General features: G+C 66.9%; 20 protein-coding genes. 15 read left to right on the top strand and 5 right to left on the bottom strand.

Annotation, left to right across the window (positions count from 1 at the left end):
* Positions 1 to 27 precede the first annotated feature (27 nt).
* From ACYQ4T_RS11920 to ACYQ4T_RS11890, 7 genes are read left to right on the top strand one after another with little or no spacing between them, the layout of a single operon-like run.
* The gene (locus tag ACYQ4T_RS11920; RefSeq protein WP_459854149.1) at positions 28 to 2,346 is read left to right on the top strand and encodes an NADP-dependent malic enzyme; all 2,319 of its coding nucleotides are present in this window, start codon (positions 28 to 30) and stop codon (positions 2,344 to 2,346) included.
* Entirely contained in the window at positions 2,343 to 3,755 is a 1,413-nt protein-coding gene (gene mgtE / locus ACYQ4T_RS11915; RefSeq protein WP_459854146.1) for a magnesium transporter, read from the top strand. Before ACYQ4T_RS11920 ends, mgtE begins: the two co-directional genes overlap by 4 nt.
* A gap of 9 nt (positions 3,756 to 3,764) precedes the next feature.
* Positions 3,765 to 4,445 carry an SDR family oxidoreductase gene (locus ACYQ4T_RS11910; RefSeq protein ID WP_459854144.1) on the top strand — a complete coding sequence of 227 codons (681 nt, stop codon included), beginning with the start codon at positions 3,765 to 3,767 and terminating at the stop codon, positions 4,443 to 4,445.
* The gene (locus ACYQ4T_RS11905; RefSeq protein ID WP_459854141.1) at positions 4,439 to 5,056 is read left to right on the top strand and encodes a DsbA family protein; all 618 of its coding nucleotides are present in this window, start codon (positions 4,439 to 4,441) and stop codon (positions 5,054 to 5,056) included. The genes ACYQ4T_RS11910 and ACYQ4T_RS11905 overlap by 7 nt, the downstream gene beginning before the upstream one ends.
* Positions 5,057 to 5,064: 8 nt before the next feature.
* Complete coding sequence (locus ACYQ4T_RS11900) at positions 5,065 to 6,342, top strand: ArgE/DapE family deacylase (protein WP_459854139.1); 1,278 nt, start codon at positions 5,065 to 5,067, stop codon at positions 6,340 to 6,342.
* Positions 6,339 to 7,211: a 50S ribosomal protein L11 methyltransferase gene (locus tag ACYQ4T_RS11895; protein WP_459854136.1), complete on the top strand. Its 873-nt coding sequence runs from the start codon at positions 6,339 to 6,341 to the stop codon at positions 7,209 to 7,211. Before ACYQ4T_RS11900 ends, ACYQ4T_RS11895 begins: the two co-directional genes overlap by 4 nt.
* A complete protein-coding gene (locus tag ACYQ4T_RS11890; RefSeq protein ID WP_459854134.1) occupies positions 7,212 to 7,733 on the top strand; it encodes a 2'-5' RNA ligase family protein in 522 nt (173 codons plus the stop codon).
* A gap of 88 nt (positions 7,734 to 7,821) precedes the next feature.
* Here the strand turns inward: ACYQ4T_RS11890 and ACYQ4T_RS11885 are convergent, their stop codons facing one another.
* Entirely contained in the window at positions 7,822 to 8,460 is a 639-nt protein-coding gene (locus tag ACYQ4T_RS11885; RefSeq protein ID WP_459854131.1) for a DUF1127 domain-containing protein, read from the bottom strand.
* Between the two features lie 604 nt (positions 8,461 to 9,064).
* Positions 9,065 to 9,340 (bottom strand): DUF1127 domain-containing protein, encoded by a 276-nt coding sequence (locus ACYQ4T_RS11880; RefSeq protein ID WP_459854129.1) that lies wholly within the window; start codon positions 9,338 to 9,340, stop codon positions 9,065 to 9,067.
* A 209-nt stretch (positions 9,341 to 9,549) separates the two neighbouring features.
* Here ACYQ4T_RS11880 and ACYQ4T_RS11875 point away from each other — a divergent pair, with 209 nt between their 5' ends.
* The 4 genes from ACYQ4T_RS11875 (at position 9,550) to ACYQ4T_RS11860 (ending at position 14,310) form a co-directional block, all read left to right on the top strand.
* Positions 9,550 to 11,592 (top strand): aminopeptidase P family protein, encoded by a 2,043-nt coding sequence (locus ACYQ4T_RS11875; protein ID WP_459854127.1) that lies wholly within the window; start codon positions 9,550 to 9,552, stop codon positions 11,590 to 11,592.
* On the top strand, positions 11,592 to 12,464 hold the full coding sequence (locus ACYQ4T_RS11870; RefSeq protein WP_459854124.1) for a pirin family protein: 873 nt from the start codon (positions 11,592 to 11,594) through the stop codon (positions 12,462 to 12,464). Before ACYQ4T_RS11875 ends, ACYQ4T_RS11870 begins: the two co-directional genes overlap by 1 nt.
* A gap of 21 nt (positions 12,465 to 12,485) precedes the next feature.
* On the top strand, positions 12,486 to 13,745 hold the full coding sequence (locus ACYQ4T_RS11865) for an MFS transporter (protein WP_459854122.1): 1,260 nt from the start codon (positions 12,486 to 12,488) through the stop codon (positions 13,743 to 13,745).
* Between the two features lie 184 nt (positions 13,746 to 13,929).
* Complete coding sequence (locus tag ACYQ4T_RS11860; protein ID WP_459854119.1) at positions 13,930 to 14,310, top strand: hypothetical protein; 381 nt, start codon at positions 13,930 to 13,932, stop codon at positions 14,308 to 14,310.
* A 70-nt stretch (positions 14,311 to 14,380) separates the two neighbouring features.
* On the opposite strand, the gene ACYQ4T_RS11855 is transcribed toward ACYQ4T_RS11860, so the two are convergent.
* From ACYQ4T_RS11855 to ACYQ4T_RS11845, 3 genes are read right to left on the bottom strand one after another with little or no spacing between them, the layout of a single operon-like run.
* Positions 14,381 to 15,778 (bottom strand): FAD-binding oxidoreductase, encoded by a 1,398-nt coding sequence (locus tag ACYQ4T_RS11855; protein WP_459854116.1) that lies wholly within the window; start codon positions 15,776 to 15,778, stop codon positions 14,381 to 14,383.
* A gap of 17 nt (positions 15,779 to 15,795) precedes the next feature.
* Positions 15,796 to 19,392, bottom strand: coding sequence for a hydantoinase B/oxoprolinase family protein (locus ACYQ4T_RS11850; protein WP_459854113.1), 3,597 nt, complete (start codon positions 19,390 to 19,392; stop codon positions 15,796 to 15,798).
* Positions 19,392 to 20,543, bottom strand: a complete 1,152-nt coding sequence (locus ACYQ4T_RS11845; RefSeq protein WP_459854111.1) for a M24 family metallopeptidase — start codon at positions 20,541 to 20,543, stop codon at positions 19,392 to 19,394. Before ACYQ4T_RS11845 ends, ACYQ4T_RS11850 begins: the two co-directional genes overlap by 1 nt.
* Positions 20,544 to 20,624: 81 nt before the next feature.
* Between ACYQ4T_RS11845 and ACYQ4T_RS11840 the strand changes: the two genes are divergently transcribed.
* The 4 genes from ACYQ4T_RS11840 to ACYQ4T_RS11825 all read left to right on the top strand — a co-directional run bounded on the left by ACYQ4T_RS11840 (position 20,625) and on the right by ACYQ4T_RS11825 (position 24,879).
* Positions 20,625 to 21,332: an IclR family transcriptional regulator gene (locus ACYQ4T_RS11840; RefSeq protein ID WP_459854109.1), complete on the top strand. Its 708-nt coding sequence runs from the start codon at positions 20,625 to 20,627 to the stop codon at positions 21,330 to 21,332.
* A 77-nt stretch (positions 21,333 to 21,409) separates the two neighbouring features.
* Positions 21,410 to 22,159: a TerB family tellurite resistance protein gene (locus ACYQ4T_RS11835; protein ID WP_459854106.1), complete on the top strand. Its 750-nt coding sequence runs from the start codon at positions 21,410 to 21,412 to the stop codon at positions 22,157 to 22,159.
* A gap of 24 nt (positions 22,160 to 22,183) precedes the next feature.
* On the top strand, positions 22,184 to 23,998 hold the full coding sequence (locus tag ACYQ4T_RS11830; protein WP_459854103.1) for an ABC-F family ATP-binding cassette domain-containing protein: 1,815 nt from the start codon (positions 22,184 to 22,186) through the stop codon (positions 23,996 to 23,998).
* Positions 23,995 to 24,879 carry a DMT family transporter gene (locus tag ACYQ4T_RS11825; RefSeq protein WP_459854101.1) on the top strand — a complete coding sequence of 295 codons (885 nt, stop codon included), beginning with the start codon at positions 23,995 to 23,997 and terminating at the stop codon, positions 24,877 to 24,879. Before ACYQ4T_RS11830 ends, ACYQ4T_RS11825 begins: the two co-directional genes overlap by 4 nt.
* Positions 24,880 to 24,971: the final 92 nt, after the last annotated feature.

Genomic DNA, 24,971 nt, shown 5'->3' with positions numbered 1-24,971 from the left:
CTCCAAAGAAATGGGGTCGAGGAACGGATGGCGGATGACAGCCTGAAAGAGGCCGCGCTCGAATATCACCGCCTGCCCAAGCCGGGCAAATTGGCCATCATCCCAACCAAGCCGCTGGCCAATCAGCGCGACCTGGCGCTGGCCTATTCGCCGGGCGTCGCCGCCGCCTGCGAGGCCATCGTCGAAAATCCCGCCGCCGCCGCCGAGGTCACCAGCCGGGCCAACCTGGTCGCCGTCGTGACCAACGGCACCGCCGTGCTGGGCTTGGGTGCCATCGGCCCGCTGGCCGCCAAGCCGGTGATGGAAGGCAAGGCGGTCCTGTTCAAGAAATTCGCCGATATCGACGTCTTCGACATCGAGATCGCCGAGACCGATCCCCAGAAGCTGGTCGATATCGTCGCCAGCCTGGAGCCGACCTTCGGCGGCATCAATCTCGAGGACATCAAGGCGCCGGAATGCTTCGAGATCGAAAGCAAGCTGCGCCAGCGGATGAAGATTCCGGTGATGCACGACGACCAGCACGGCACCGCGATCATCGTCGCCGCCGCGCTGATGAACGGGCTCGAGGTCGTCGGCAAGCCGATCGACCGGGTGAAGCTGGTGACCTCCGGCGCCGGCGCCGCCGCGCTCGCCTGCCTCGATCTCCTGGTGGCCCTCGGCTTCCCGATCGACAACATCGTCGTCAGCGACATCGCCGGCGTGGTCTATGAGGGTCGCAAGGAGCTGATGGACCCGCGCAAGGACCGCTATGCGCGCAAGACCAATGCGCGCACCCTGGCCGATGCTATCAAGGGCGCCGACATCTTCCTCGGCCTCTCGGCGCCGGGCGTGCTCAAGCCCGAAATGGTCGCCAGCATGGCCGACCGGCCGATCGTCTTCGCGCTGGCCAACCCAACGCCGGAGATCATGCCGGACGAAGTGAAGGCGATCCGCCCGGAAGCGGTGATCGCCACCGGCCGCTCGGACTTCCCGAACCAGGTCAACAACGTCCTCTGCTTCCCCTACATCTTCCGCGGCGCGCTGGATGTGGGTGCCACCGCGATCAACGAGGCGATGAAGATCGCCTGCGTGAAGGCGATCGCGCGCCTCGCCCGCGCCGAGGTCTCCGACGTCGCCGCATCGGCCTATGGTGGGGAGAGCCTGCAATTCGGCGCCGAATACCTGATACCGCGCCCGTTCGACCCGCGCCTCATCGTCGAGATCGCCCCGGCGGTTGCGAAGGCCGCGATGGAGAGCGGCGTCGCGACGCGCCCGATCGCCGATTGGGCGGAGTATAAGGAACGCCTGCAGCAATTCGTGTTCCGTTCCGGCCTGGTGATGAAGCCGCTGTTCGACCGCGCGCGGCGCGATCCGAAGCGCGTGGTCTATGCCGAGGGCGAGGAGGAGCGGGTGCTGGGCGCGGCCCAGACCGCGATCGACGAGGGCCTGGCCAAGCCGATCCTGATCGGCCGGCGCTCGGTGGTGCAGAAGCGCATCGCGCGGCTGGGCTTGCGGCTGCAGGAGGGCCGCGACTTCGATCTGGTCGATCCCGAGAACGATCACCGCTACAAGGAATACTGGACGCTCTACCATCGCCTGACCGAGCGGCGCGGCGTCTCGCCCGATGTGGCGCGCGACATCGTGCGCACGCGGCCCTCGGTGATCGCGTCGCTGATGGTCCGCCGCGGCGAGGCGGATGCCATGCTCTGCGGCACGGTCGGCCGCTTCCACCGGCATCTGGAGCACGTCAGCGCGGTGATCGGCAAGGCGCCGGGCAGCCGCTCCTTCGCGGCGATGACCGCGATCATCCTGCCGACCGGCACCTTCTTCCTCGCCGACACCGAGGCCAATCCCGACCCCACCGAGGACGAGATCGCCGAGATCACGATCCATTCCGCGGCGGTGATCCGGCGCTTCGGCATCGTGCCGAAGGCGGCTTTGCTGTCGCATTCCAACTTCGGCACCGACACCTCGGCTTCGGCGCGCAAGATGCGCCGCGCGCTGGGCCTGGTGCTGCAGCGCGACCCCGAGCTCGAGGTCGAGGGTGAGATGCGCGCCGACCTCGCGGTCGATGAGCAGATCCGCGCGCGGCTGTTCCCGAGCTCGCGGCTCTCCGGCAAGGCCAATCTCCTGGTCATGCCGAATCTCGACGCCTCGAACATCGCGCTCAACCTGCTGCGCCTGCTCGGCCAGGGCACTTCGATCGGCCCGATTCTCCTGGGCGCGGCGCAGCCGGTGCACGTGCTCTCGCCCACGCAGACGGTGCGCGGCATCGTCAACATGACGGCGATCGCGGTCGTCGAGGCGCAGGACGGCCACGAGAAGCGGTCGGCGGCGGAAGCCGGCCGCAGCGGATCCGCTTCTTGAACCCGGAAACCCAGCCGAACGACGTCGAACGCGCCCCGGTCGTCGAGACCGTGGACGAGGAAGAGCTTTACGGCCCGTCGCAGGAGCTCTTGCAGAACATCAAGGCGGCGCTCGCCGAAGCCGACATTCCGCAGGTCGAGGCGCTGATCGAGCCGCTGCACCCGGCCGATGTCGCCGATCTGATCGAGCATCTCGATCCCGAGGAGCGGCGCCTCTTCCTCGAGATCACCAAGCATGTGATCGAGCCGGAGACTATCTCGCATCTCGAAGACACGCTTCGTGAGGAGGTGGTGGACGGGATGAAGCCGGAGGAGCTGGCCGAGGTCGTCTCGGAGCTCGATTCCGACGACGCGGTCGAGCTCCTCGAGAATCTCGACGAGGAGAGGCAGCAGCAGGTCCTCGACGTCATCCCGCAGGAGGACCGCGTCGTCCTCGAGCAGGGCCTGACCTTCCCGGAGGACAGCGCCGGCCGCCTGATGCAGCGCGAACTGGTTGCGGTGCCGCTGCACTGGAATGTAGGCCAGACCATCGACTTCCTCCGCAACAGCAAGGAGCTGCCCGACGACTTCTACAGCCTCTATGTCGTCGATCGGTTGCACAAGCCGGTCGGCTCGGTGGCCCTGAGCCGCGCCATCCGCTCGCCGCGCGACATCAATCTCTCCGACATCATGGAGACCGAGCTCCGCCTGGTGCCGGCCGACATGGACCAGGAAGCCGTCGCCTACATGTTCCGGCAATACGCGCTCATTTCGGCGCCGGTGGTCGATGACGGCGGCAAGCTGATCGGCGTGGTCACGGTGGACGACGTGGTGCGCGTCATCGACGAGGAGGCCGAGGAGGACCTGCTGGCGATCGTCGGCGTCGGCGACACCGATTTCCACGATCCCGCCCACATCACGGCGTTCCGCCGGGTGCAGTGGCTGGTCGTGACCCTGATCAACACCCTGATCGCCTCGGTGGTGATCTCCCGCTTCGAGGGCACGATCGGCCAGTATCCGTCGCTCGCGGTGCTGATGCCGATCACCGCCGCCATGGGCGGCAATGCCGGCGTGCAGGTGATCACGGTCACGGTGCGCGCCCTGGCGACCAAGGAGATCACCCCCAACAGCAACGTCTGGCGCATCATCGCCAAGGAGCTGCTGGTCGGCTTCATGAACGCCTGCATCTTCGCGCTGATCCTCGGCACGCTTGGCGCGCTCTGGTTCGGCCATGTCGAGCTCGGCTTCGTGCTGGCCGGCGCGATGATCTTCAACATGGTCTGGGCCGGCTTCGCCGGCACTGTCATCCCGCTGGTCATGGACCGGCTCGGTTTCGACCCGGCGACCGGCGCCGGCCCGTTCCTGACCACCACGACCGATTGCCTCGGCTTCTTCTCCTTCCTCGGTCTTGCCACCTTGTTCCTGCGCTAGGAGCTGATCATGCCGACCGTCCTCATCACCGGCGCCAACCGCGGCATCGGCCTCGAGCTCGCCAAGCAATATGCCGGCGACGGCTGGTCGGTCATCGCCACCGCGCGCGATCCGAAGCAGGCCGACGGCCTGAAGGCGCTCAAGGGCGACATCCGCATCGAGGCGCTGGAAGTCACCGACGAGAAGCAGATCGCGGCGCTCGCCAAGGCGTTGAAGGGCACGGCGATCGACGTGCTGCTGAACAACGCCGGCATGCTCACCGGCTATGAGAGTTTCGGCGACACCGACACGAAATCCTGGCTGCAGACCCTGCATGTCAACAGCATCGCGCCCCTGAAGCTGACCGAGGCCCTGGTCGAGCATGTCGCCGCTTCGCAGCAGAAGAAGGTGGCCGCGATCACCAGCGGCATGGGCTCGATCGGCACCCATGCCAGCACCGGCGCCTATGCCTATCGCAGCTCCAAGGCGGCGCTCAACATGGTGATGGTGACCGCCGCCAACGAGCTGCGCTCGCGCGGCATCTCGGTCGCGGTGATCTCGCCCGGCTGGGTCAGGACCGACATGGGCGGCGCCGGCGCGCCGCTGGACGTGAAGCAGAGTGCCGCCGGCATCCGCAAGGTGATCGACAAGCTGAAAGTCGGGATCAGCGGCCAGTTCTTCAATTACAGCGGCGAGAACCTGCCATGGTAGCGCCCGCCTCGGCCGAAGCGCTGGAGTTCTACTTCGACTTCGCCTCGCCTTACGGCTATCTCGCTTCCTATCGGATCGACGACATCGCCAAGGAGTTCGGCCGCGAAGTCGCCTGGCGGCCTTACCTGCTCGGGGTCGCCTTCAAGAGCAGCGGCCAGAGCCCGCTGGTTTCGCAGCCGATGCGCGGTCCCTATCACTTGCGCGATATGGAACGCACGGCCCGCAAGATGCACGTGCCCATCGTCCTGCCCGAGGGTTTTCCGATGGCGACCATGGCGGCCGGCCGGGCCTTCTATTGGCTCGACGCCAAGGATCCGGCCAAAGCGCGCGACCTCGCCAAGGCGCTCTACCGCGCCGCCTTCGCGCAGGGGCGCAACATCACGCCGACCGACGTGGTCGCGGCGGTGGCGGCGGAGATCGGCCTCGACCCGGCGGCAGTGACGGCGGCGATCGGCAGCCCGGAGGCCAAGGAAAGGCTGCGGGCGGAGACCGAGAATGCCATCGCCCGCGGCATCTTCGGCTCGCCCTTCTTCATCATCGACGGCGAGCCCTTCTGGGGCAATGATCGGCTCGACGACGTGCGGGAATGGCTGAGGACCGGCGGCTGGTGAGGACTGGGATGGACGCGACACTTTCGAAAGACATCATTGCGGCGGTGGATGCCGGTTTCGACGACCAGGTGAAGCTGACCGCGGACCTGACCGCTTTCCCCTCGACGCGCGGCCAGGAGGCGACGGCGCAGGATTTCATGGCCGACCAGTACCGCCGGCGCGGCCTGCCGGTCGACCGCTGGAAGATCGATGTCGCGGATATCGAGCATCTGCCCGGCTTTTCGCCGGTCGCGGTTTCCTATGAGAACGCCTTCAACGTCGTCGGCGTGCACCGGCCGCGCGAGGCCAAGGGCCGCTCGCTGATCGTCAACGGCCATATCGACGTGGTGCCGACCGGCCCGCTCGATCTCTGGACCCATCCGCCGTTTGCGCCGCGGGTCGAGAACGGCTGGCTCTATGGCCGCGGCTCCGGCGACATGAAAGCCGGCCTGATCGCCGGTCTTTGCGCCTTCGATGCCTTGGACAAGCTGGGCTACCGGCCGGCGGCCGATGTCTATCTGCAGTCGGTGATCGAGGAGGAATGCACCGGCAACGGCGCGCTCGCCTGCCTGCAGCGGGGCTATCGCGCCGATGCGGCGCTGATCCCGGAGCCGGCGGAGAACGGGCTCGACATCGCCCAACTCGGCGTCATGTGGTTCCAGGTGAAGGTGCGCGGCCGGCCGACTCATGTCGGTCACGCCGGACGCGGCGTGAACGCGATCGAGAGCTGCTTCCCGATCGTCGCGGCGCTGCATAAGCTCGAAGCCGAGTGGAACGCCAACCGCCACGAAATCTGGGGCGATCACCCGCATCCGGTGAACTTCGTGCTGTCGCGGATCGAGGGCGGCGACTGGACCTCTTCGGTCCCCGCCTGGTGCACCTTCGACATGCGCATCTCCTTCTACCCGGGCCAGTCGCTGGAATCGGTGCGCAAGGCGGTCGAGGCGACGGTGCGCGAAGCGGCGCGCAACGACGGCTTCCTGGCCAACAACCCGCCGGAGGTCGTCTATCACGGCTTCCAGGCCGAGCCCTACATCCTCGAAGGCGCCGATGCGCCGCGCGCCGTCCTCGAACAGACCCACCGGCTCGCCTTCGGCGAGACGTTGCCCACCCATGCGATCACCGCGACCACCGATGCGCGTTTCTTCGGCCTCTATGCCGGCATCCCCGCTTTGGTCTACGGGCCGTCGGCCGAGGATTATCACGGCTTCGATGAGCGGGTGAACCTGGACTCGGTCCGCAAGGTGACGCGCAGCATCGCCCTCTTCATGGCGGAATGGTGCGGCCTCGAGAAGCGCGCGGCATGATCGAGACCCAGGAACTTTGGTCGATCCGGATCGACTTCGCGCTGAAGCCGGACGACGCGCTGCGGCTTGAGATCGAGACCGTGATGGAGGCGCTCGGCGCCGCGCTGTCCAGCTTCGAGGAAGGCAAGGGCTGGCGCATGGAGACCATCGCCGAGGCCAAGCCCCGCGCGGCGGACGTGCGCGCGGCGCTGAAGCCGTTCGGCGTCACGGCCAAGATCGACAAGGTGCCGCAGAAGAACTGGGTGCTGGAAAGCCGCAAGGGCCTGCCGCCGCTGAAAGCCGGTCCGTTCTTCATCCACGGCGAGCATGACCGCGACAAGCGGCCGAAGAAAGGCATCGCGCTGGAGATCGACGCCGGCATGGCCTTCGGCACCGGGCGGCACGAGACCACGATGGGCTGCCTGAAGGCGCTGCTGCGCCTCCGGAAGACGCACAGGTTCAAGCGCATCCTCGACGTCGGCACCGGCACCGGCATCCTGGCCTTCGCAGCTTGGCATCTCTGGGCGCAGCCGGTGATCGCCGGCGACAACGACAAGGACGCCGTCCGCGTCGCCCGGGAGAATGCCGCGATCAACGGGCTGAAGAAGCAGGTGCGCATCGTTGCATCGGATGGCTACAAGGCGAAAGTCATTCGCGACCACGCGCCTTATGACCTCATCACCGCGAACATCCTGGCCAATCCGCTGATCCTGCTGGCGCCGGACCTGGCGCGCAATCTGGCGCGCAACGGGCGCGCGGTGCTCTCGGGCCTGATGAACGACCAGGCGAAGGATGTTCTGGCGGCCCATCGCGCGGTCGGGCTGGAACTCGATTTCCGCCTGCGGCTCGGCCAGTGGTCGGTGCTGGTCCTGAAGAAAGCCAGAAAATAGATGCCGGTCTTCGTCATCGCGCCGCTCACATTGCAGCCGGCCGATGCCGAAAGGGTCGCCTTGCTGCGCAAGAGCTACGATCCCAATGCCGCGGCGGTGGCGCCGCATGTGACCATGGTCTACGGCGTCGATGACGGTCTCGAGAGCGAGGCTTTGCGCTGGGCGCGGATCCAGGCCGGGGCCTTCGCGGCCGCTTCGCTGCGCTTCACCCTGGCAACGGTGGCGCGGGATTACGAAAATTCCGCCTGGTATCTGTTTCTGATGCCGAAGCAGATCCCGGCGGTGCTGGCGGAGCTGCACCGGCGGCTCAATTCCGGGCCGCTGCAGGGGGCACCCGACGTGGCCTTCGACGCCCATCTCACCCTGGGGCGGTTCCAGGAGCGGGTGCTGGCGGACGCGGTGGCGCGGGACTGCAATGCCGAGGGCGTCGCCGTCGAGGCCAGGATCGCATCGCTGGAGGTCGTGCTGTTCGACGGCAAGGAAGTCCGCAACCGCACCGTCCTGCCGCTTGGCGCTTCCTGAAGCCACTATGGCTGAAAAAGAAAGCGCCGGCCAAAAGGCCGGCGCAGTCAGGGAGGGAACTCGATGAAGAGTTACGCGGGTATAACGCTTAAGCGGCCTTCGGGGTTTCCGGCTGCGCGTTGAAATTGGCGACCGCCTTGCGGGCCACTTCCTGCGCGAGCTCGGTGATGTCGCCACGGACCACGCCGATATCCACCAGCTGACGGTCGCTCAGCTGGTCGAGCTGGCGGGCGGTCAGGCGGGCGCGGTTCCAGGCGCGGATCGGGGCGGTGACGTCCTGCTCCATCGCCGCCAGGACTTCCGGCAGCGGCTCCTGGACCTCGCGGCCGAGGCGGCGGACGTATTCGGCCGCGTCGAAGCGGGTCATGCCGATATCGGCCAGCATGCGGTCGTCCATCGACATCAGCTGGTCATAGATCTCGCGGCGGCGGCTCCACTCGACGGCGGGACGCACGACGAGGTTGAACACCAGGCGGCTGAACTCCTGGAACAGGGTGCCTTCACCCGGCACGGCAACCGCCTGCTGGGCGACGAAACCAATCTCGCTCCGGCTCAGGCCGAGGTCGCCGAGCATCCGGTTGTCCAGGCGCGCAAGCTCGCGCTCGATGGCGGCGCGCTTGAAATGGCGGCGCACGGAGTTGACCAGCACGGCGCCGAAACGGTTCAGCGCGGCGAAGCCGGTCTCACGGGCGACACCAGCGGCCGCCTTCTCATTTTCATTGATCATCCGATTCATGGTTCTCACCGATCCGATATCGCTCGACGAAACGTCAAAAGCTTAAATTCCTGGGGATTTCCCCGTCCGAGGGCCATCCCGCGGACGCAGGATATATACGAATCCCAATGGGCCTCAGGCAGGGGGTATGCCGCATTGCAGCAATGAGCCCGGCGCATGCAGTAACGTGACGTTAATCACGTAGGACATGGCTTGGTCACAATTCGGCGGGAGGAGATTCTTAACTAGTTGAAATACATAATGAAAAGTCGGACGGCCGGAAGCATCAAAAAACGGCGGCATTAAGATATTAGCGGCATTAACAGGGCTATAACCATCGCCCGCGACGCCCCGTCGCGGGGGTGCGCCTCGGCAGATTCTCGAGATCCGGCAGCGAGGGCGCTGGCCTGATGAGAACAAATAGGGTATATTGTTTCCTGGCCTCGGCGGCGTTTCGGCGATGCATGTACAGTGCATGGACGGAATCCAAGTCCTCGCACTGCCGTCGCCTCTGTTTTGGCAATATGATCAGAGGCTTGCAGCACTTTGACGCCCCTTGGCCGGACCGGGCGTCAATGCAGGCGGCGAGCCCGACCGTTGGGGCCGGGCCGTCAGACTACCAGGTCGGGCGACCCGCCGCGGTGCCGTGGAAGGGCAGCAAGGCCCGAAGATCGGCCAGAACCGCGGAAGCCAGGCTCTCGGCGCCCTCGATCCGGCTGGCATCGCGCGCAAAGCTGCGGATGTCGCTGCGATAGAGGCCGAGATCGGCGAGGGCGCGGTCGCTCAACAAGGCGAGTTCGCGTTCAACCTGCTGGCGCGTCTGAAAGCTGCGCGCCGAGTTGGCGAGGGCGACGCGGGTCCGGGAGAAGGTCGCCATCTGATTCGTCTGCATTTTTTTGCTCTTTCCAAGCGGCGACGACGCTATTGCCATCGCCTATCGATAAGATTAAGTGCAGCAGCGCCGCCCTGTTAAGGATTTTGTTGCATCGCAGCATTGAAATTGCTGCATGCGCGAAGAGGCAGCAGCCGTGAACGGGTAGCCTAATTCCTGGGCAGGTCGTAGAACCGGGGATCCACCGCATTCATCAGAAGGAAGGCTCGATGTCGGGCATGCAGGACGGCCGGAAGACCGAGGCGTATCAGGGCGACGCGAAGCTGGCGGGCCTGCTGAAGGAACAGCGCTCTTTCACCGATCTCGACGGGTTGAAGGCCATGATCCCCGGCGTCGCCGCCGCGCCCTCCGGCGACCGCGCCGACGACTGGATCCACCTGGTTGCCCCGGAGCCCAATGATGCGGTGAAGGCGCAGCTCCTCGCCTTCCGCGCCGGCTTCAAACCCGGCGGCACGCCTTCGCCGAAGACCATCGCGGAACGGGTCGCGGCTCTGCGCGCCGAGCTGAAGCGGCAGAACCTCGCCGGCTTCGTGATCGGCCGCGGCGACGAGCACCAGGGCGAATATGTGCCGAAGCGCGCCGAGCGTTTGGGCTGGATCAGCGGCTTCACCGGTTCCGCCGGGCTCGTCATCGTGCTCCTCGACCGCGCCGTGATCTTCGTCGATGGCCGCTACACCTTGCAGGTCAAGGACGAGGTCGACACCCGGATCTTCGAGATCAAGCACCTGGTCAACGACCCGGCCGAGCGCTGGATCGAGGCGCATCTGGGCAAGGGCGGCCGGCTCGGCATCGACCCCTGGCTCTTCACCGTCGATCAGGCCCGGCGTTTCGCCGACGGCGCCGCCAAGGCCGGCGGGGAGCTGGTCGCGGTCGAGAGCAATCCGCTCGACGCCGCCTGGACCGACCAGCCGCCGGCGCCGATCGCCCCGGTGACCGTGCAGGATCTGCGTTTCGCCGGGCAGAGCGCGGAGGAGAAACGCCGCGCGATGGGCGCGGCACTTGCTGCCGATGGCCTCGACGCCGCGGTCATCACCGCGCCGGACTCGCTGGCCTGGCTCTTGAATATCCGCGGCGGCGACGTGCCGCGCACGCCCTTCGCGCTGGGTTTCGGCCTGCTGCATAAGGACGGCCATGTCGATGTCTTCATGGACCCGCGGAAGTTCACGCCGGCTGTGCTGAGCCATCTTGGCAACGAGGTCTCGGTGCAGCCCCGCGAAGCCTTCTCGAACGCGCTCGAGACCCTGGGCAAGGCCAAGGCGCAGGTCGGGCTCGACGCGATGACCGCCGGGGTGTGGATCCGCGACCGGCTGCAGAAGAGTGGCGCCACGGTCAAGGTCGGCGATGATCCCTGCGCCCTGCCGAAGGCGAAGAAGAATGCGGTCGAGATCGAAGGGACGCGCACGGCGCACCGCCGCGACGGCGCCGCGGTCTCGCGCTTTCTCGCGTGGTTCGCCAGCGAGGCGCCGAAGGGCGGCCTGACCGAGATCGGCGCCGCCGAGAAGCTGGCGGCGTTCCGGCGCCAGAACGAGCTCTTCCGCGACTTCAGCTTCGATTCCATCTCCGGCGCCGGGCCGAACGGCGCGGTGGTGCATTACAAGGTTTCGGAGCAGAGCAGCCGCAAGATCGAGCTGAACTCGATCTACCTGATCGATTCCGGCGGCCAGTATCTCGACGGCACCACCGACATCACCCGCACCGTCGCCGTCGGCACCCCGACCGCGGAGATGAAGGACCGCTTCACCCGCGTGCTCAAGGGCCATATCGCCCTCGCCACCGTGAAGTTTCCGAAAGGCACCACCGGCAGCAGCCTCGATGTGCTGGCGCGCCGGCCGCTCTGGGAAGCGGGGCTCGACTACGACCATGGGACGGGTCACGGCGTCGGCAGCTATCTCTCGGTGCATGAAGGGCCGCAGCGCATCTCGAAGGCGCCGAACCGCGTGGCGCTGGAGCCCGGCATGATCATCTCCAATGAGCCCGGCTATTATAAGACCGGCGAATACGGCATCCGCATCGAGAACCTGATCGTGGTGCAGCCGGTCCCCCCTGAATCCATTGGGGGTCAGCCGAACATGCTGCAGTTCGAGACCATCACCTTGGCGCCGATCGATATCAACCTGATCGACCGCAACTTGCTCACCGCCGATGAGGTCGCCTGGCTCAACGCCTATCACCGGCGGGTGCGCGAGACGCTCTCGCCGAATCTGGACGACGCGACCAAGGCCTGGCTCGCCGCCGCCACGCGGCCGATCTGATGGCCGAGGATCCGGTCGAACTCGTCGTCGAGCCGCGGCCGCGTGACATCGGCGGCTTCGAGGTGCGGCGTCTGTTGCCGGTGGCGCAGCGCCGCTCGCTCGGGCCGTTCGTGTTCTTCGATCAGATGGGGCCGACCGCAATTCCGGCCGGTCATGGCTTGGATGTGCGGCCGCATCCGCATATCGGCTTGGCGACCGTCACCTATCTCTTCGAAGGCGAGATCCTGCACCGCGACACCTTGGGCTCGGTTCAGGTGATCCGGCCAGGCGACGTCAACTGGATGACGGCCGGTTCCGGCATCGCCCATTCCGAACGGACGCCGCAGGATGCCCGCACCCGGGGCGGGCCGGTCTTCGGCATCCAATCCTGGGTCGCCTTGCCGAAGGCGCATGAAGAGGCGGATCCCGCCTTCTTCCATCACCCGGCCGCAACGCTGCCGCTGATCGAAGGCGAAGGGAAGACCGTGCGGATCATCGCCGGCGCCGCCTTCGGGCAAAAGGCGCCGGTGGCCACTTTCTCTTCGACGCTCTATTGCGACGTCGTGCTCGCGGCCGGCGCCAAGGTCGAGGTGCCGATCGAGCATGAGGAGCGCGCGATCCAGCCGGTCGCCGGTCGCATCAGCGTCGGCGGCCATACGGTCGAATCCGGCAGCATGCTGGTGCTACGCGCCGGGATGCCGGTGACGATCGAGGCGCTGGAAGATTCTCGCCTGATACTGCTCGGCGGCGAGCGCTTGGACGGGCCGCGGCAGATGTGGTGGAATTTCGTCTCCTCGTCGCCGGAGCGGATCGAGCAGGCGAAGGCGGATTGGAAGGCCGGCCGCTTCGGCCTGGTGCCCGGCGAGACGGAGTTCATTCCGTTGCCGGCGTAACACCACGCGCATGACCCCCGGATGACCACAGACTCGCTTCCGCCCGCCGTCGCGCATTCGGTGCTGAAATACCGCGACTACCGGCTGTTCCTGCTGGCGCGGCTGCTGGTGACGGCGGCCATCCAGATCCAGTCGGTGGCGGTCGGCTACCAGGTCTACGAGCTGACCTCGGACCCGCTGCAGCTGGGCTTCGTCGGCCTCGCGCAGTTTCTGCCGATGCTGGCGCTGATCCTGCCGGCCGGCGATCTCGCCGACCGCTTCAACCGGCGCACCATCCTGATGGTGAGTTGCCTGCTCGAGGCGGCGGTCGCGGCCTGCTTCTTCATTCTCACGGTCTTCGAGGTGCACGCGCTCTGGGCCTTCTATCTCGCGCTGGCACTGTTCGGCGTGGTGCGGACCTTGTCGGCGCCCGCGAGCCAGTCGCTGGTCCCGCTGCTGGTGCCGCCCGAGCATCTTTCCAAGGCGATCGCCTGGAGCTCGTCGGCCTTCCAGACCGCGACCATCGTCGGCCCGGCCTTCGGCGGTGGCCTCTACTACCTGGTCGGCCCCGAAGCGGCCTACTGCATCTGCGTCGTGCTGGCGCTGGTGGTTGCTGCCCTGTTCGGGGCGATGCGGGTCTCCATGGCGCCGCGCGACATCAAGAACACCACCGCCTTCCAGCGCGCCGTCGCCGGCATCCATTATGTGAAGGCGCACCCGATCATCCTCGGCGCGATCTCGCTCGACCTCTTCGCCGTGCTGCTCGGCGGCGCCACCGCCCTGCTGCCGGTCTATGCCAAGGACATTCTCGATGTCGGCGCTTTCGGCAACGGGCTGCTGCGCACGGCGCCGGCGGTGGGTGCGGCGGTGACCGGATTCTGGCTCGGCTATCGCCCGCTCAACCGGAAGACCGGCGCGTGGATGTTCGGCTGCGTCGCCTTGTTCGGCGTCGCCACCGTCGTGTTCGGCCTCTCCACCAATTTCGTCGTATCGCTGGTTGCCCTGGTGGTGCTCGGCGCTTCCGACATGGTGAGCGTCTTCGTGCGCTCGACCTTGATCCAGGCGGCGACGCCCGACGCGATGCGGGGCCGGGTCAGCGCCGTCAGCATGCTCTTCGTCGGCGCGTCGAATGAGCTGGGCGAGTTCGAATCGGGCGGCGCCGCGCATCTGGTCGGCGTCGTGCCCGCCGTGGTGATCGGCGGCTTGGGCACGCTCGGCGTCGTTGCGGTCTGGATGTGGCTGTTCCCGGCCTTGCGCCAAGTTGACCGGCTGAGCGACGTAAGATCCGGCGCGGAGCGCTGACCAGCGCGCTGCGCTTCATTCCAAAAAGAGCTCCCGAGATTCGCTCTGCGCCCCGGCGGAACCTCACCGATGGGCCAAGGTTGGCTTGATATGACGGGACAAGAATGCCGCTGTACGGCTGGATGCCGCGGCGGTGCCACCCGCCATCGAGAGAGTTTCAATCGAATTTGGCAGGAGAGAAAACATGAAACAGACCACCCTTCTTGGCTCCGTCGCCGCGGGCCTGATGGCTGCGGCGATCGCATCGCCGGCCTGGGCGCAGGCCGCCACCTATCCGAAAGGCACGGATTGCTCCGCTGTCCAGAACTCGGCCAGCCGGACCGAGTGTATGAACCAGATGGAGGAGTCGCGGCAGAACCCGAACTCCGGCCAGTCGACCGACCCGAGCACGGGCACGCCGACCGGCGTGGCGCCGGGCAGCGCCGATGAGCCCAGCACGCTGGGCACGCCGGGCGGTCCGGAAGACGGCACTGCCGGCAATCCCTCGAACGCCCCGTCCACCAACGGCACTGGCACCGGCACCGGCGGCACCGGGACGGGTGGCACCGGCGCCGCCACCCAGTAACCCTGCGGTTGCTAGGTCAGAATCGTCCCCCGTGCTTCGGCACGGGGGATTTTTCTATGCCGCGATCGGATCAGGCGGCGAAGATCTTGCCGGGATTCATCCGGTTCTCGGGATCGAGTGCCTGTTTCAGCTGGCGCATTACGGCGACGCCTTCGCCATGCTCCGCCTGCAGGAAGGGGATCTTGCCGTAGCCGATGCCATGCTCGCCGGTGCAGGTCCCGCCCATGGCGATGGCGCGCAAGGCGAGGCGCTCGACGAAGGCCTCGACGGTCTTCATTTCCTTGGGATCGTCGGGATCGAGCACGACGGTGACATGGAAATTGCCGTCGCCGACATGGCCGACGATCGGCGCCAGCAGGCCATGCGCGTCGATGTCCTGGCGGGTCTCGAGGATGCAGTCGGCGAGGCGCGAGATCGGCACGCAGGCATCGGTCGCCAGCGCCTTGGCGCCGGGGCGCAAGGCGAGGCAGGAATAGAGCACGTTGTGCCGCGCTTCCCAAAGCTTGCTGCGCTCCTCGGCCTTCTGGGTCCAGCGGAAGCCGCCGATGCCGAACTCCTCGCCGAGTGCTGCGACCATCTCCGCCTGCTCCTTCACGCCGGCCTCGGTGCCGTGGAATTCGAAGAACAAGGCCGGCTGCTTCGGATAGTCGAGCTTGGCGTAGCGGATGAGCGCGTCCATCTGTACCTCGTCGACCAGCTCGATGCGGGCGACCGGGATGCCGGACTGGATGGTGCGGATCACGGTGTTGACCGCATCGCCGATGCTGGGAAAGAGGGCCACAGCGGCGGCCATGGTCTCCGGCACGCCATAGAGGCGCAGCCGCACCTCGGTGATGATGCCGAGCGTGCCTTCGGAGCCGACGAAGAGGCGCGTGAGATCGTAGCCGGCGGCGGATTTGCGCGAGCGGCCGCCGGTGCGGATCACGCGGCCGTCGGCCAGCACCACGGTCAGGCCCAGCACGTTCTCGCGCATGGTGCCGTAGCGCACCGCGTTGGTGCCGCTCGCCCTGGTCGCCGCCATGCCGCCGAGCGTGGCATCGGCACCGGGATCGATCGGGAAAAACAGGCCGGTGTCGCGGAGATAGGCGTTCAACGCCTTGCGCTTCACGCCGGCCTGGACCTTGACGTCGAGATCCTCGGCATTGACCTCCAGCACCTGGTCCATTCCCGAAAGGTCGATCGAGACGCCGCCTTCGAGCGCCGCGACATGGCCCTCCAGCGAGGTGCCGACGCCATAGGGGATGATCGGCGCGTCATGCTGGGCGGCGAGCTTGACGATCGCCACCACCTCTTCGGTGGATTTCGCGAAGGCGACCACGTCGGGGGCGACGGAGGGATGATAGGACTCGTCGCGGCCGTGCCGCTCCAGGATCCCGGCATTGGTGCTGACCCGGTCGGCGCCGAGCAGGGCGACGAGTTCGGCGACCAGGCCGTCGGTATCCTTGGTGCGGCGGTTGGTGGCAAGCATCGGGTGTTCCTTGGTTATCAGGCCGCGCCGTATCCGCCGCCGCCGGGTGTTTCGATCACGAAGACGTCGCCGGGGCGCATCTCCGCCTTGTCGGTTCCGCCCAATGTGACCACCGAACCGTCCTTGCGTTCAACCGAATTTCGCCCCAGCGCGCCGTTGCCGCCGCCGGCCATGCCGTAGGGCGGAACGACCCGATGGCCGGAAAGGATGGCCGCGGTCATCGCCTCCAGGAAGCGGACCCGGCGGACGACGCCGTCGCCACCCTTGTGCCGGCCCTTGCCGCCGCTGCCGCGGCGGATGCGGAACTCTTCCAGCAGGACCGGGAAGCGCCATTCCAGCACTTCGGGGTCGGTCAGGCGGGAATTGGTCATATGGGTCTGCACCGCGTCGGTGCCGTCGAAATCCGGCCCGGCGCCGGAACCGCCGGAGACGGTCTCATAATACTGGTAGCGGTCATTGCCGAAGGTGAAGTTGTTCATCGTGCCCTGGGCCGCCGCCATCACGCCCATCGCGCCATAGAGCGCGTCGGTGATGCATTGCGAGGTCTCGACATTGCCGCTGACCACGGCCGCGGGGTATTTCGGCTTCAACATCGAGCCTTCCGGGATGACGATGTCCAAAGGCTCGAGGCAGCCGGCATTCATCGGGATCTCGTCATCGATCAACGTGCGGAAGACATAGAGCACCGCGGCCTTGGCCACCGCGGAAGGGGCGTTGAAGTTGTTGGCGAGCTGCGGGCTGGTGCCGGTGAAATCGACCTTGGCCCGGCGCGCCTTGCGATCGACGGTGACGGTGGCGGCGATCTTGGCGCCGTCGTCCATCTCATAGGTGAAGGCGCCGTCCTTCAGCCGGTCGATGACGCGGCGGACCTGCTCGGCGGCATTGGCGCGGACATGGTTCATATAGGCATGCACCACATCGAGGCCGAAATCCTTCACCATCCGCCGCAGCTCCTGGACGCCCTTCTCGTTGGCGGCGACCTGGGCGGCGAGATCGGCGATATTCTGGTCGGGATTGCGCGCCGGGTATTTGCCGGAGCCGAGCAGTTCGCGCATCGCCTTCTCACGGAAGGTGCCGCGATCGACCAGTTTCACATTGTCGATCAGCACGCCTTCCTCCTCGACCGTGCGGGAGTCGGGCGGCATCGAGCCCGGCGTGATGCCGCCGATATCGGCGTGATGGCCGCGACTGGCGACGTAGAACAGGATCTGCTTGCCCGTCTCGTCGAAGACCGGCGTGACGACGGTGATGTCGGGAAGATGGGTGCCGCCGTTATAGGGCGCATTCAGCACATAAACATCGCCCGGTTTCATGTTCGGGTTGGCGGCGATCACGGTCTCGACGCTCTCGCCCATCGAGCCCAGATGCACCGGCATATGCGGGGCGTTGGCGATCAGGCGGCCCTGCTGGTCGAAGAGGGCGCAGGAGAAATCGAGCCGCTCCTTGATGTTCACCGAATGGCTGGTCTTCTCCAGGGTCGAGCCCATCTGCTCGGCGATCGACATGAAGAGGTTGTTGAAGATCTCCAGCATGACGGGATCGACCGCGGTGCCGATCGCGGCGTTGCGCAAAACGGCGACGGTGCGGTCGAGGATCAGGTGGCCGCGGTCGTTGGCGATCGCGCGCCAGCCCGGCTCGACGATGGTGGTCGAGGTGGGGTCGAGGATGATCGCCGGGCCTGCCACCGTCTGGCCGGGGCGCAATTCCGCACGCTGGAAGACCGGGGCGTCGTACTGGGTACCGTCCGCATAGAAGGGCACGGCGGCGAGGGCGACGGCATCCTTGTCGCCGACGGGCAGGATCGGGTCATCGACCCGCTCGGAGCGGCCGACCGCTTCGACCGAGACCGAATCCACGATCAGCGGCTTGTCCGGCACGATGAAGCCGTAGCGCTGGCGATGCGCGGTCTCGAAGCTGGATTGGATGTCGGCGGCGCTGCCGAAGGAGGCGATCAGCGGCGCGTCGGTGCCGGCGTATTTCAGATGCACCTGGGGCAGGATGGTGATCGCTTCCGCGGCGATGCCCTGGGCGGCGATCTCGGCCTTGGCCGTGGATTCCAGTTCGGCAATGTCGGCGGCGAGGCGCTGCATCAGCGCGGCTTCGAACTTCGCCTCGACGGTGCGATGACGGATCGCGCGGATGTCCGCCAGGCCCATGCCATAGGCCGAGAGCACGCCGGCGAAGGGATGCAGGAAGATCCGGGTCATGCCCAGCGCGTCGGCGACGCGGCAGGCCGCCTGACCGCCGGCGCCGCCGAAGCAGGCGAGGGTGTATTGCGTGACGTCATAGCCGCGCTGGATCGAGATCTCCTTGATCGCGTTCGCCATGTTGGCGACGGCGATCATGAGAAAGCCTTCGGCGACCGCTTCCGGCGTTCGGCTCTCGCCGGTGGCCTTGGAAATCTCGGCGGCAAGCGTGTTGAACTTCTGCGCGACGACGGCGCGGTCGATCGGCTGGTCGCCGTTCGGGCCGAACACCTTGGGGAAGAAGTCGGGGTTGAGCCGCCCCAGCATCACGTTGCAGTCGGTGACCGTGAGCGGGCCTTGGCGGCGATAGGCGGCAGGGCCGGGATCGGCGCCGGCGGAATCCGGGCCGACCCGGAAGCGCGAACCATCGAAATGCAGGATCGAGCCGCCGCCGGCGGCGACGGTATGGATCTGCATCATCGGCGCCCGCATGCGCACGCCGGCGACCTGCGCCTCGTAGGAGCGCTCGAAGGCGCCGTTGTAATGCGAGACGTCGGTCGAGGTGCCGCCCATGTCGAAGCCGATGATGCGTTCGAAGCCGGCCTGCCGCGCGGTCTCGACCGCGCCGACGATGCCGCCGGCCGGGCCGGAGAGGATGCTGTCCTTGCCCTGGAAGGTGGCGGCGTCGGTGAGGCCGCCGTTCGATTGCATGAACATCAGGCGCGTGGACGTGTTGCCGATCTCGCTCGCCACCTGGTTCACGTAGCGGCGCAAGATCGGCGAGAGATAGGCATCGACCACCGTGGTATCGCCGCGGGAGACCAGCTTCATCAGCGGCGAGACGTCGTGGCTGACCGAGATCTGCGGGAAGCCGATATCCTTGGCAATCGCGGCGAGGCGCTTCTCGTGGTCGGAGAAGCGGTAGCCGTGCATCAGCAGGATCGCGACCGAACGGAAGCCGGCGGCGAAGGCCTTGCTCATCTCGACTCGGGCGGCGGTTTCGTCGAGCGGGGTCAGGACCTCGCCCTGGGCGCTGACCCGTTCGGCGACCTCGATCACCGCGCTGTGCAGCAGCTCGGGCAACTCGATCCGCCGGGCGAAGATCTTCGGCCGGTTCTGATAGGCGATCCGGAGCGCGTCCTTGAAGCCCTTCGTGGTCACCAGAAGCGTGCGCTCGCCCTTGCGTTCCAGCAGCGCGTTGGTGGCGACGGTGGTGCCCATCTTGATCGTGGCAACGGAATCCGGCAGCGGCGCGTTCCCCGAGAGGCCGAGGATGGCGCGGATGCCGGCCATGGCGGCATCCTTGTAGCGGCCGGGATTCTCCGAGAGCAGCTTATAGGTGATCAGGCCGCCGTCAGGTTTTTTCGCGACGACGTCGGTGAAGGTGCCGCCGCGATCGATCCAGAACTGCCAGGAGCCGTTTGCCATTACCGTACCATCAGGTCGAGCTTGTGCCGGGAGAGGACGTCGCAGCCGGTCTCGGTCACGATCACCGTCTGGCCTGGATTCATAGCGAGCTTTGTCGCGCCGTCCACCAGGATCATGTGGAGGAAGAGCACGATTCCCGGCTGGAGCTCGACCGGATTGTCGCGGTAGAGCATCGGCCAGTCCATCCAATTGGGCGAGAAGGTGGTCCCCAGGCTGTAGCCGCAGGCATTGAGCCGTGCCGCCGCGAAGCCGGCATCGTCCATCGCCTTGGCGTGGGCGGCAAAGACGGCGCCGAAGGTGACGCCCGGGCGGATTGCGTCGATGCAGGCCTGCATCGCGCCGGTCGCCGCCTTGTGCATCTCGCGCTGGCGCTCGGGCAGCTTGCCGATGACGATGGTGCGCATCAGGCAGGCATGGTAGTGGCGATAGACGCCGGCGAACTCCAGCGTCAGCTGGTCCTGCGCATCCAGCTTGCGGCGGCCGGCGGCGTAGCGCACCAGCAGGGCCTGCGGGCCGGAGCCGATGATGAACTCGTTGCCGGGATAGTCGCCGCCGCCCTTGAACACGGCGCCCTGCATCGCCGCCAGGATCTCTCCCTCATCGGCGCCCGGCTTGGCGAGCCGATGCGCTTCGTCCAGCGCGTCGTCGGCGAGCGCGGCGGCGCGGCGGACATAGACCAGCTCGGCCGGGCTCTTGATGAGCCGCAGCCGGGTGACCAGCATCGAGGCATCCTTGAGCGTGCAGAAACCCTCGAGCGTCGCGTTGAGGCGCAGTCCGTTCTGCGCGGTGAGGCCATAGGCGTCGTATTCGACGCCGAGCTTCTTGCCCTTGAGCTTGCGGGCTTCGAGCAGCTGCCTGAGGTCGCCGGCGGGATTGGCGCCGTCGGCATCGACCCAGATATGGATCTCCTGGATGTCCGAGGTCAGCTGCGCTTGCAGCAGGTCGGGTCGGCGGGTCAGCAGGAAGAGGTCGCCGTCGGCGCCGAAATAGAGGCACTGGAAGAAGACATAGCCGAAGGTGTCGTAGCCGGTCAGGTAATACATGCTCTCCTGCCGGAACAGGAGGATGCCGTCGAGCCCTTCCCGCTGCAGCGAGCGCTGCAAGGCGGCGCGCCGGGCGGCGAACTCGTCGGGGGTGAAATGCAGCGGCATCGAATCCTCCTTCTGATGAATGCCGGCGAGATTGCGGACGGCGGACGAAACTGGCAAAGCCAATCGACGCTATGTTCGACAATGTCGAACGGCTATGCTGGCGCGATGAAGGCGCGGATCCAATCCCTGGCGCGGGCGGATGCAATCCTGGAAGCGCTGGCGGGCGGCCCGCGCTCGGGCCGGCGCCTGCGCGACATCGCGGCCCTGACGCGGCTGGCGCCGAGCACGGCGGCGACCTTGCTGAAGAGCCTGGTGGCGCTCGGCTATGCCGAGAAGATCTTATCCAGCGGGCAGTATCGGCTGGGCCCCCGCCTGCTGAAGCTTGGCCGGATCGTGGAGAAGCAGGTCGATCTCCTGGAACTGGGGCGGCCTGGCATCATCCGCCTCTGTCAGGCGACCGGAGAGACGGTGAACCTGCTGGTGCCTTCCGCCACCACCATGATCGTCGCCGAAAGCTTGAAGGGCGACGTCATCCTGAAGACCACGGCGCTGAAGGGCACCGGCATGCCGATGGTCGGGACGGCTTCGGGAAAATGCCTGCAGGCCTTCAGCGGCGCGGCCGCGGGCCGTGATTTCGATCAGGTCCGGCGCTTGGGCTATGCGACCGAGGAGGACGAGTTCCAGCCGGGCGTGATCGCCGTGGCGGCGCCGATCCTGGACGGCCAGGGGCGGATGCTGGCCACGCTCAGCATCCACGGGCCGTCACAGCGGTTCAGCATGCGGCGGGCGGCGCGGCTGGGCGGTCTGCTGAAGCAGGAGGCGCGGCGGATCACCGCATCCTTGCCGTAAATTCGCCGCAGGCGCGGCTGGAAATGCCGGCGGCCTGTCGCTATGGTTGCCTCAGGATCCGGGATCGCAGCATCAGCATGAGCATCTGGGGAAAAATCATCGGCGGGGCCGCGGGCTTCGCGCTGGGCGGCCCGCTGGGCGCGCTGCTGGGCGCGCTGGCGGGGCATGCGGCCGACAAATATGTCGGCGGCGAATCCCCGCCCGCGCTCGAAGGGCCCGAAGACCGCGCCGGGACCCGGCAGATCGCCTTCACCATCGCCGTGATCGCGCTCGGCGCCAAGATGGCGAAGGCGGACGGCCAGGTCGACCGTTCCGAGGTCGCAGCCTTCAAGGAAGTCTTCCAGGTGCCGCCGAGCGAGACCGCCAATGTCGCCCGGATCTTCGACTTGGCGAAGCGCGACGCGCGCGGCTTCGAGCCCTATGCCCGGCAGATCGCCAAGATGTTCCGCAAGGACAGCCCGGTGCTGGAAGAACTGCTCGACGGGCTGTTCCACATCGCCCGGGCCGACGGCCGGATTCAGGACTCCGAGATCGAGTATCTGCAGCAGGTCGCGGCCCTGTTCGGCTTCAGCGAGGCCGACTTTGTCCGCATCCGCGAGGCCAATCTCGGCCCGGACAAGGCCGACCCGTATACGATCCTCGGCGTCACCCGCACCATGAGCAACGACGAGATCCGCGCTGCCTGGCGCAAGCTGGTGCGCGACAACCATCCCGACCGGCTGATCGCCCAGGGCCTGCCGGAGGAATTCGTGATGCTGGCGAACCAAAAGGTCGCCACCATCAATGCCGCCTATGACAAGGTCGCCAAGGAACGCGGCATTAACTGACTTCGGTCGCTTTATTCGGACATCATGCCAGCCTCACCGCCCCAACTCGCACTCCGCGACGCCGCCGTCACGTTCGGCGGCAAGCCGCTCTTCTCCGGGATCTCGCTCGGTCTCGGCAAGGGCGAGCGAGTCTGCCTGGTCGGCGCCAACGGCAGCGGCAAGTCCACCATTCTGCGCGCCCTGGCCGGCGAGATGGAGCTCGACGCCGGCGAGCGCTTCGTGCAGCCGGGCTTGAAGATCGGCTACCTGCCGCAGAGCCCCAGCTTTGCCTCAGGTGGCAGCGTCGCTTCTTATGTCGCCGGTGGGCTCGGCGCGGATGAGCATGACTACCGCGTGGCGCGGGCGCTCGATCACCTGAGCCTCGACGGCGCGCGCGACGTGCAGACGCTCTCCGGCGGCGAGGGCCGCCGCGCGGCTTTGGCGCGGGTGCTGGCCACCGAGCCCGATCTCATGCTGCTGGACGAGCCGACCAACCATCTCGATCTCCCGACCATCGAATGGCTGGAGCAGGAGCTGCTCGACTATTCCGGCGGCGTGCTGATGATCAGCCATGATCGCGCCTTCCTCAACCGGCTGACCCAGCGGCTGCTCTGGCTCGACCGCGGGCGCATGTTCGAGCATGACGGCGGCTTTGCCGAGTTCGAGGACTGGTCGCAGCGCATCATCGAGCAGGAATCCGCCGAGGCCTATCGCCTGAAGAAGAAGATCGAGCAGGAAGAATACTGGCTGCAGCGCGGCGTGACGGCGCGGCGCTCGCGCAACGAAGGCCGGCGGCGCAACCTGTTTGCCTTGCGCGAGCAGCGCCGCACCAGCCTGAAGGCGCAGGGCGTCGCCAAGCTGGAGCTGGGCGAGGCCGAGGCGGGCGGCCGGCTGGTGATCGAGGCGAAGGATATCTCGAAGTCCTACACACGGCCGGATGGCAGCCAGCTCCCGATCGTGAAGAGCTTCTCGACCCGCATCCTGCGCGGCGACCGGGTCGGGCTGATCGGGCCAAACGGTGCCGGCAAGACCACCTTGCTGAAGATCCTGACCGGCGAGATCGCGCCGGATTCGGGATCGGTGCGGCTCGGCCTCGGGCTGAAGCCGATCAGCCTCGACCAGCGCCGCGAGGGTTTCGACCTCGACGCGACCCTGTGGAAGACTTTGGCGCCCGGCGGCGGCGATTCCATCATGGTCAACGGGCGGCAGAAACATGTCGTCGGCTATCTGCGCGATTTCCTGTTCGACGAGAAGCAGGCGGTGATGCCGGTGCGCGCCCTCTCCGGCGGCGAGCGCGCGCGCCTGCTGCTGGCGAAGCTGTTCGCCCAGCCGTCGAACCTGGTGATCCTGGACGAGCCGACCAACGATCTCGACATGGACACGCTCGACCTCCTGCAGGAGGTCCTGGGGGAATATGACGGCACGGTGCTGATCGTCAGCCACGACCGCGACTTCCTCGACCGCCTGACCACCAGCGTCATCGCGGTCGAAGGCGAGGGCCGGGTGGCCGAATATCCCGGCGGCTACAGCGACTATCTAGTTCAGCGGCCCGCGCCGCAGAAGGCCGAAGCGAAAGCGGCGCCGCGCGTGACCGCGGAGCGTCCGGCGCGGGTCGAGCCGAAGCTCAGCGGCAAGGAAGCGAAGGAGCTCGGCGACCTGCCGGCGAAGATCGCGGCGCTGGAGAAAGACATCGCCACCATCGAAGGCGCACTGCACGATCCCGACTTCTATGCCCGCGACGTCGACAAGTTCAAGAAGGCGAGCGAGCTGCTTTCGGCGAAGAAGCAGGCGCTGGAAGCGGCGGAGCTGCGCTGGCTGGAGCTCGAGGAGAAGCAGGCGCAGCTTCAGCAATCGCCTTGAAGCCGCAGCATTTCCTGGCGCTGGCTTTCGCCCAGGTGCTCTGGGGCGCCAACTTCGCCGTCTTGAAGCTCGGCCTCGACACCTGGCCGCCGATCTTCTTCGTGGCCTTGCGGCTGGGGGCCGTCGGGTTGCTGCTGATCCCCTTCGTCGGGCTGCCGAAGCCTTCGCAGCTGCCGGGCCTGCTGCTGCTCGCCTTGCTGCTGGGTGTCATCCACTTCGGGACCTTGTTCACCGGCATCGCGATGTCCGATGCGGCGACCTCCTCGATCGTGATCCAGATCCAGGTGCCGCTCTCGGCGCTGGCCGCGGCGGTTTTCTTCGGCGATCGCATCGGCTGGCGGCGCTGGTCCGGCATGGCCTTGTCGATCGCCGGGATCGGGCTGCTGGTCGGCAGGCCGGCCTTCCAGGGCGGCTGGGTTGCGGTGACGCTGATCCTCATCGCCTCGGTCTCCTGGGTCGCGGCCAACCTGCAGATCAAGCGGCTCGCCGCCGATGTCAGCGGCTGGCAGCTCAACGCCTGGCCGGCCTTGCTGGCGGCGCCGATGATGCTCTTGCTCTCGGCCCTGACCGAGCAGGGCCAGGTCGCGACTTTGCGCGATGCCGGGATCGCCGCCTGGTCTGCGATGGCCTATCAGGTCGTGGTGACGACCGCGCTCTGCTACGGGCTCTGGTTTGCCATGATGCGGCGCTATCCGGTCACCCAGGTCATGCCCTTCACCTTGCTGGAACCGGTGTTCGGCGCGCTGACGGCGGTCTTCCTGCTGAACGAGCCTTGGGACTGGCAGATGGTGCTGGGCGCGCTGGTCACCGTGTCGGGCCTGGCGATCATCGTCATCCGGCGGCCGCAAGCGGTCGAGCAACCGGTGGGGCCGGGGGCGTGAATATGCCCGTCATCTCCGGGCCTGACCCGGCGATCTGCCTCACGCGGCACCAGGTGCCCGGGTCAGGCCCGGGCATGACGACTGAACCTGCA

Source organism: Dongia sp. agr-C8 (genome assembly GCF_054658695.1).
Note: the sequence above shows the minus strand (reverse complement) of the source record. Positions and strands in the feature narration are given on the sequence as shown.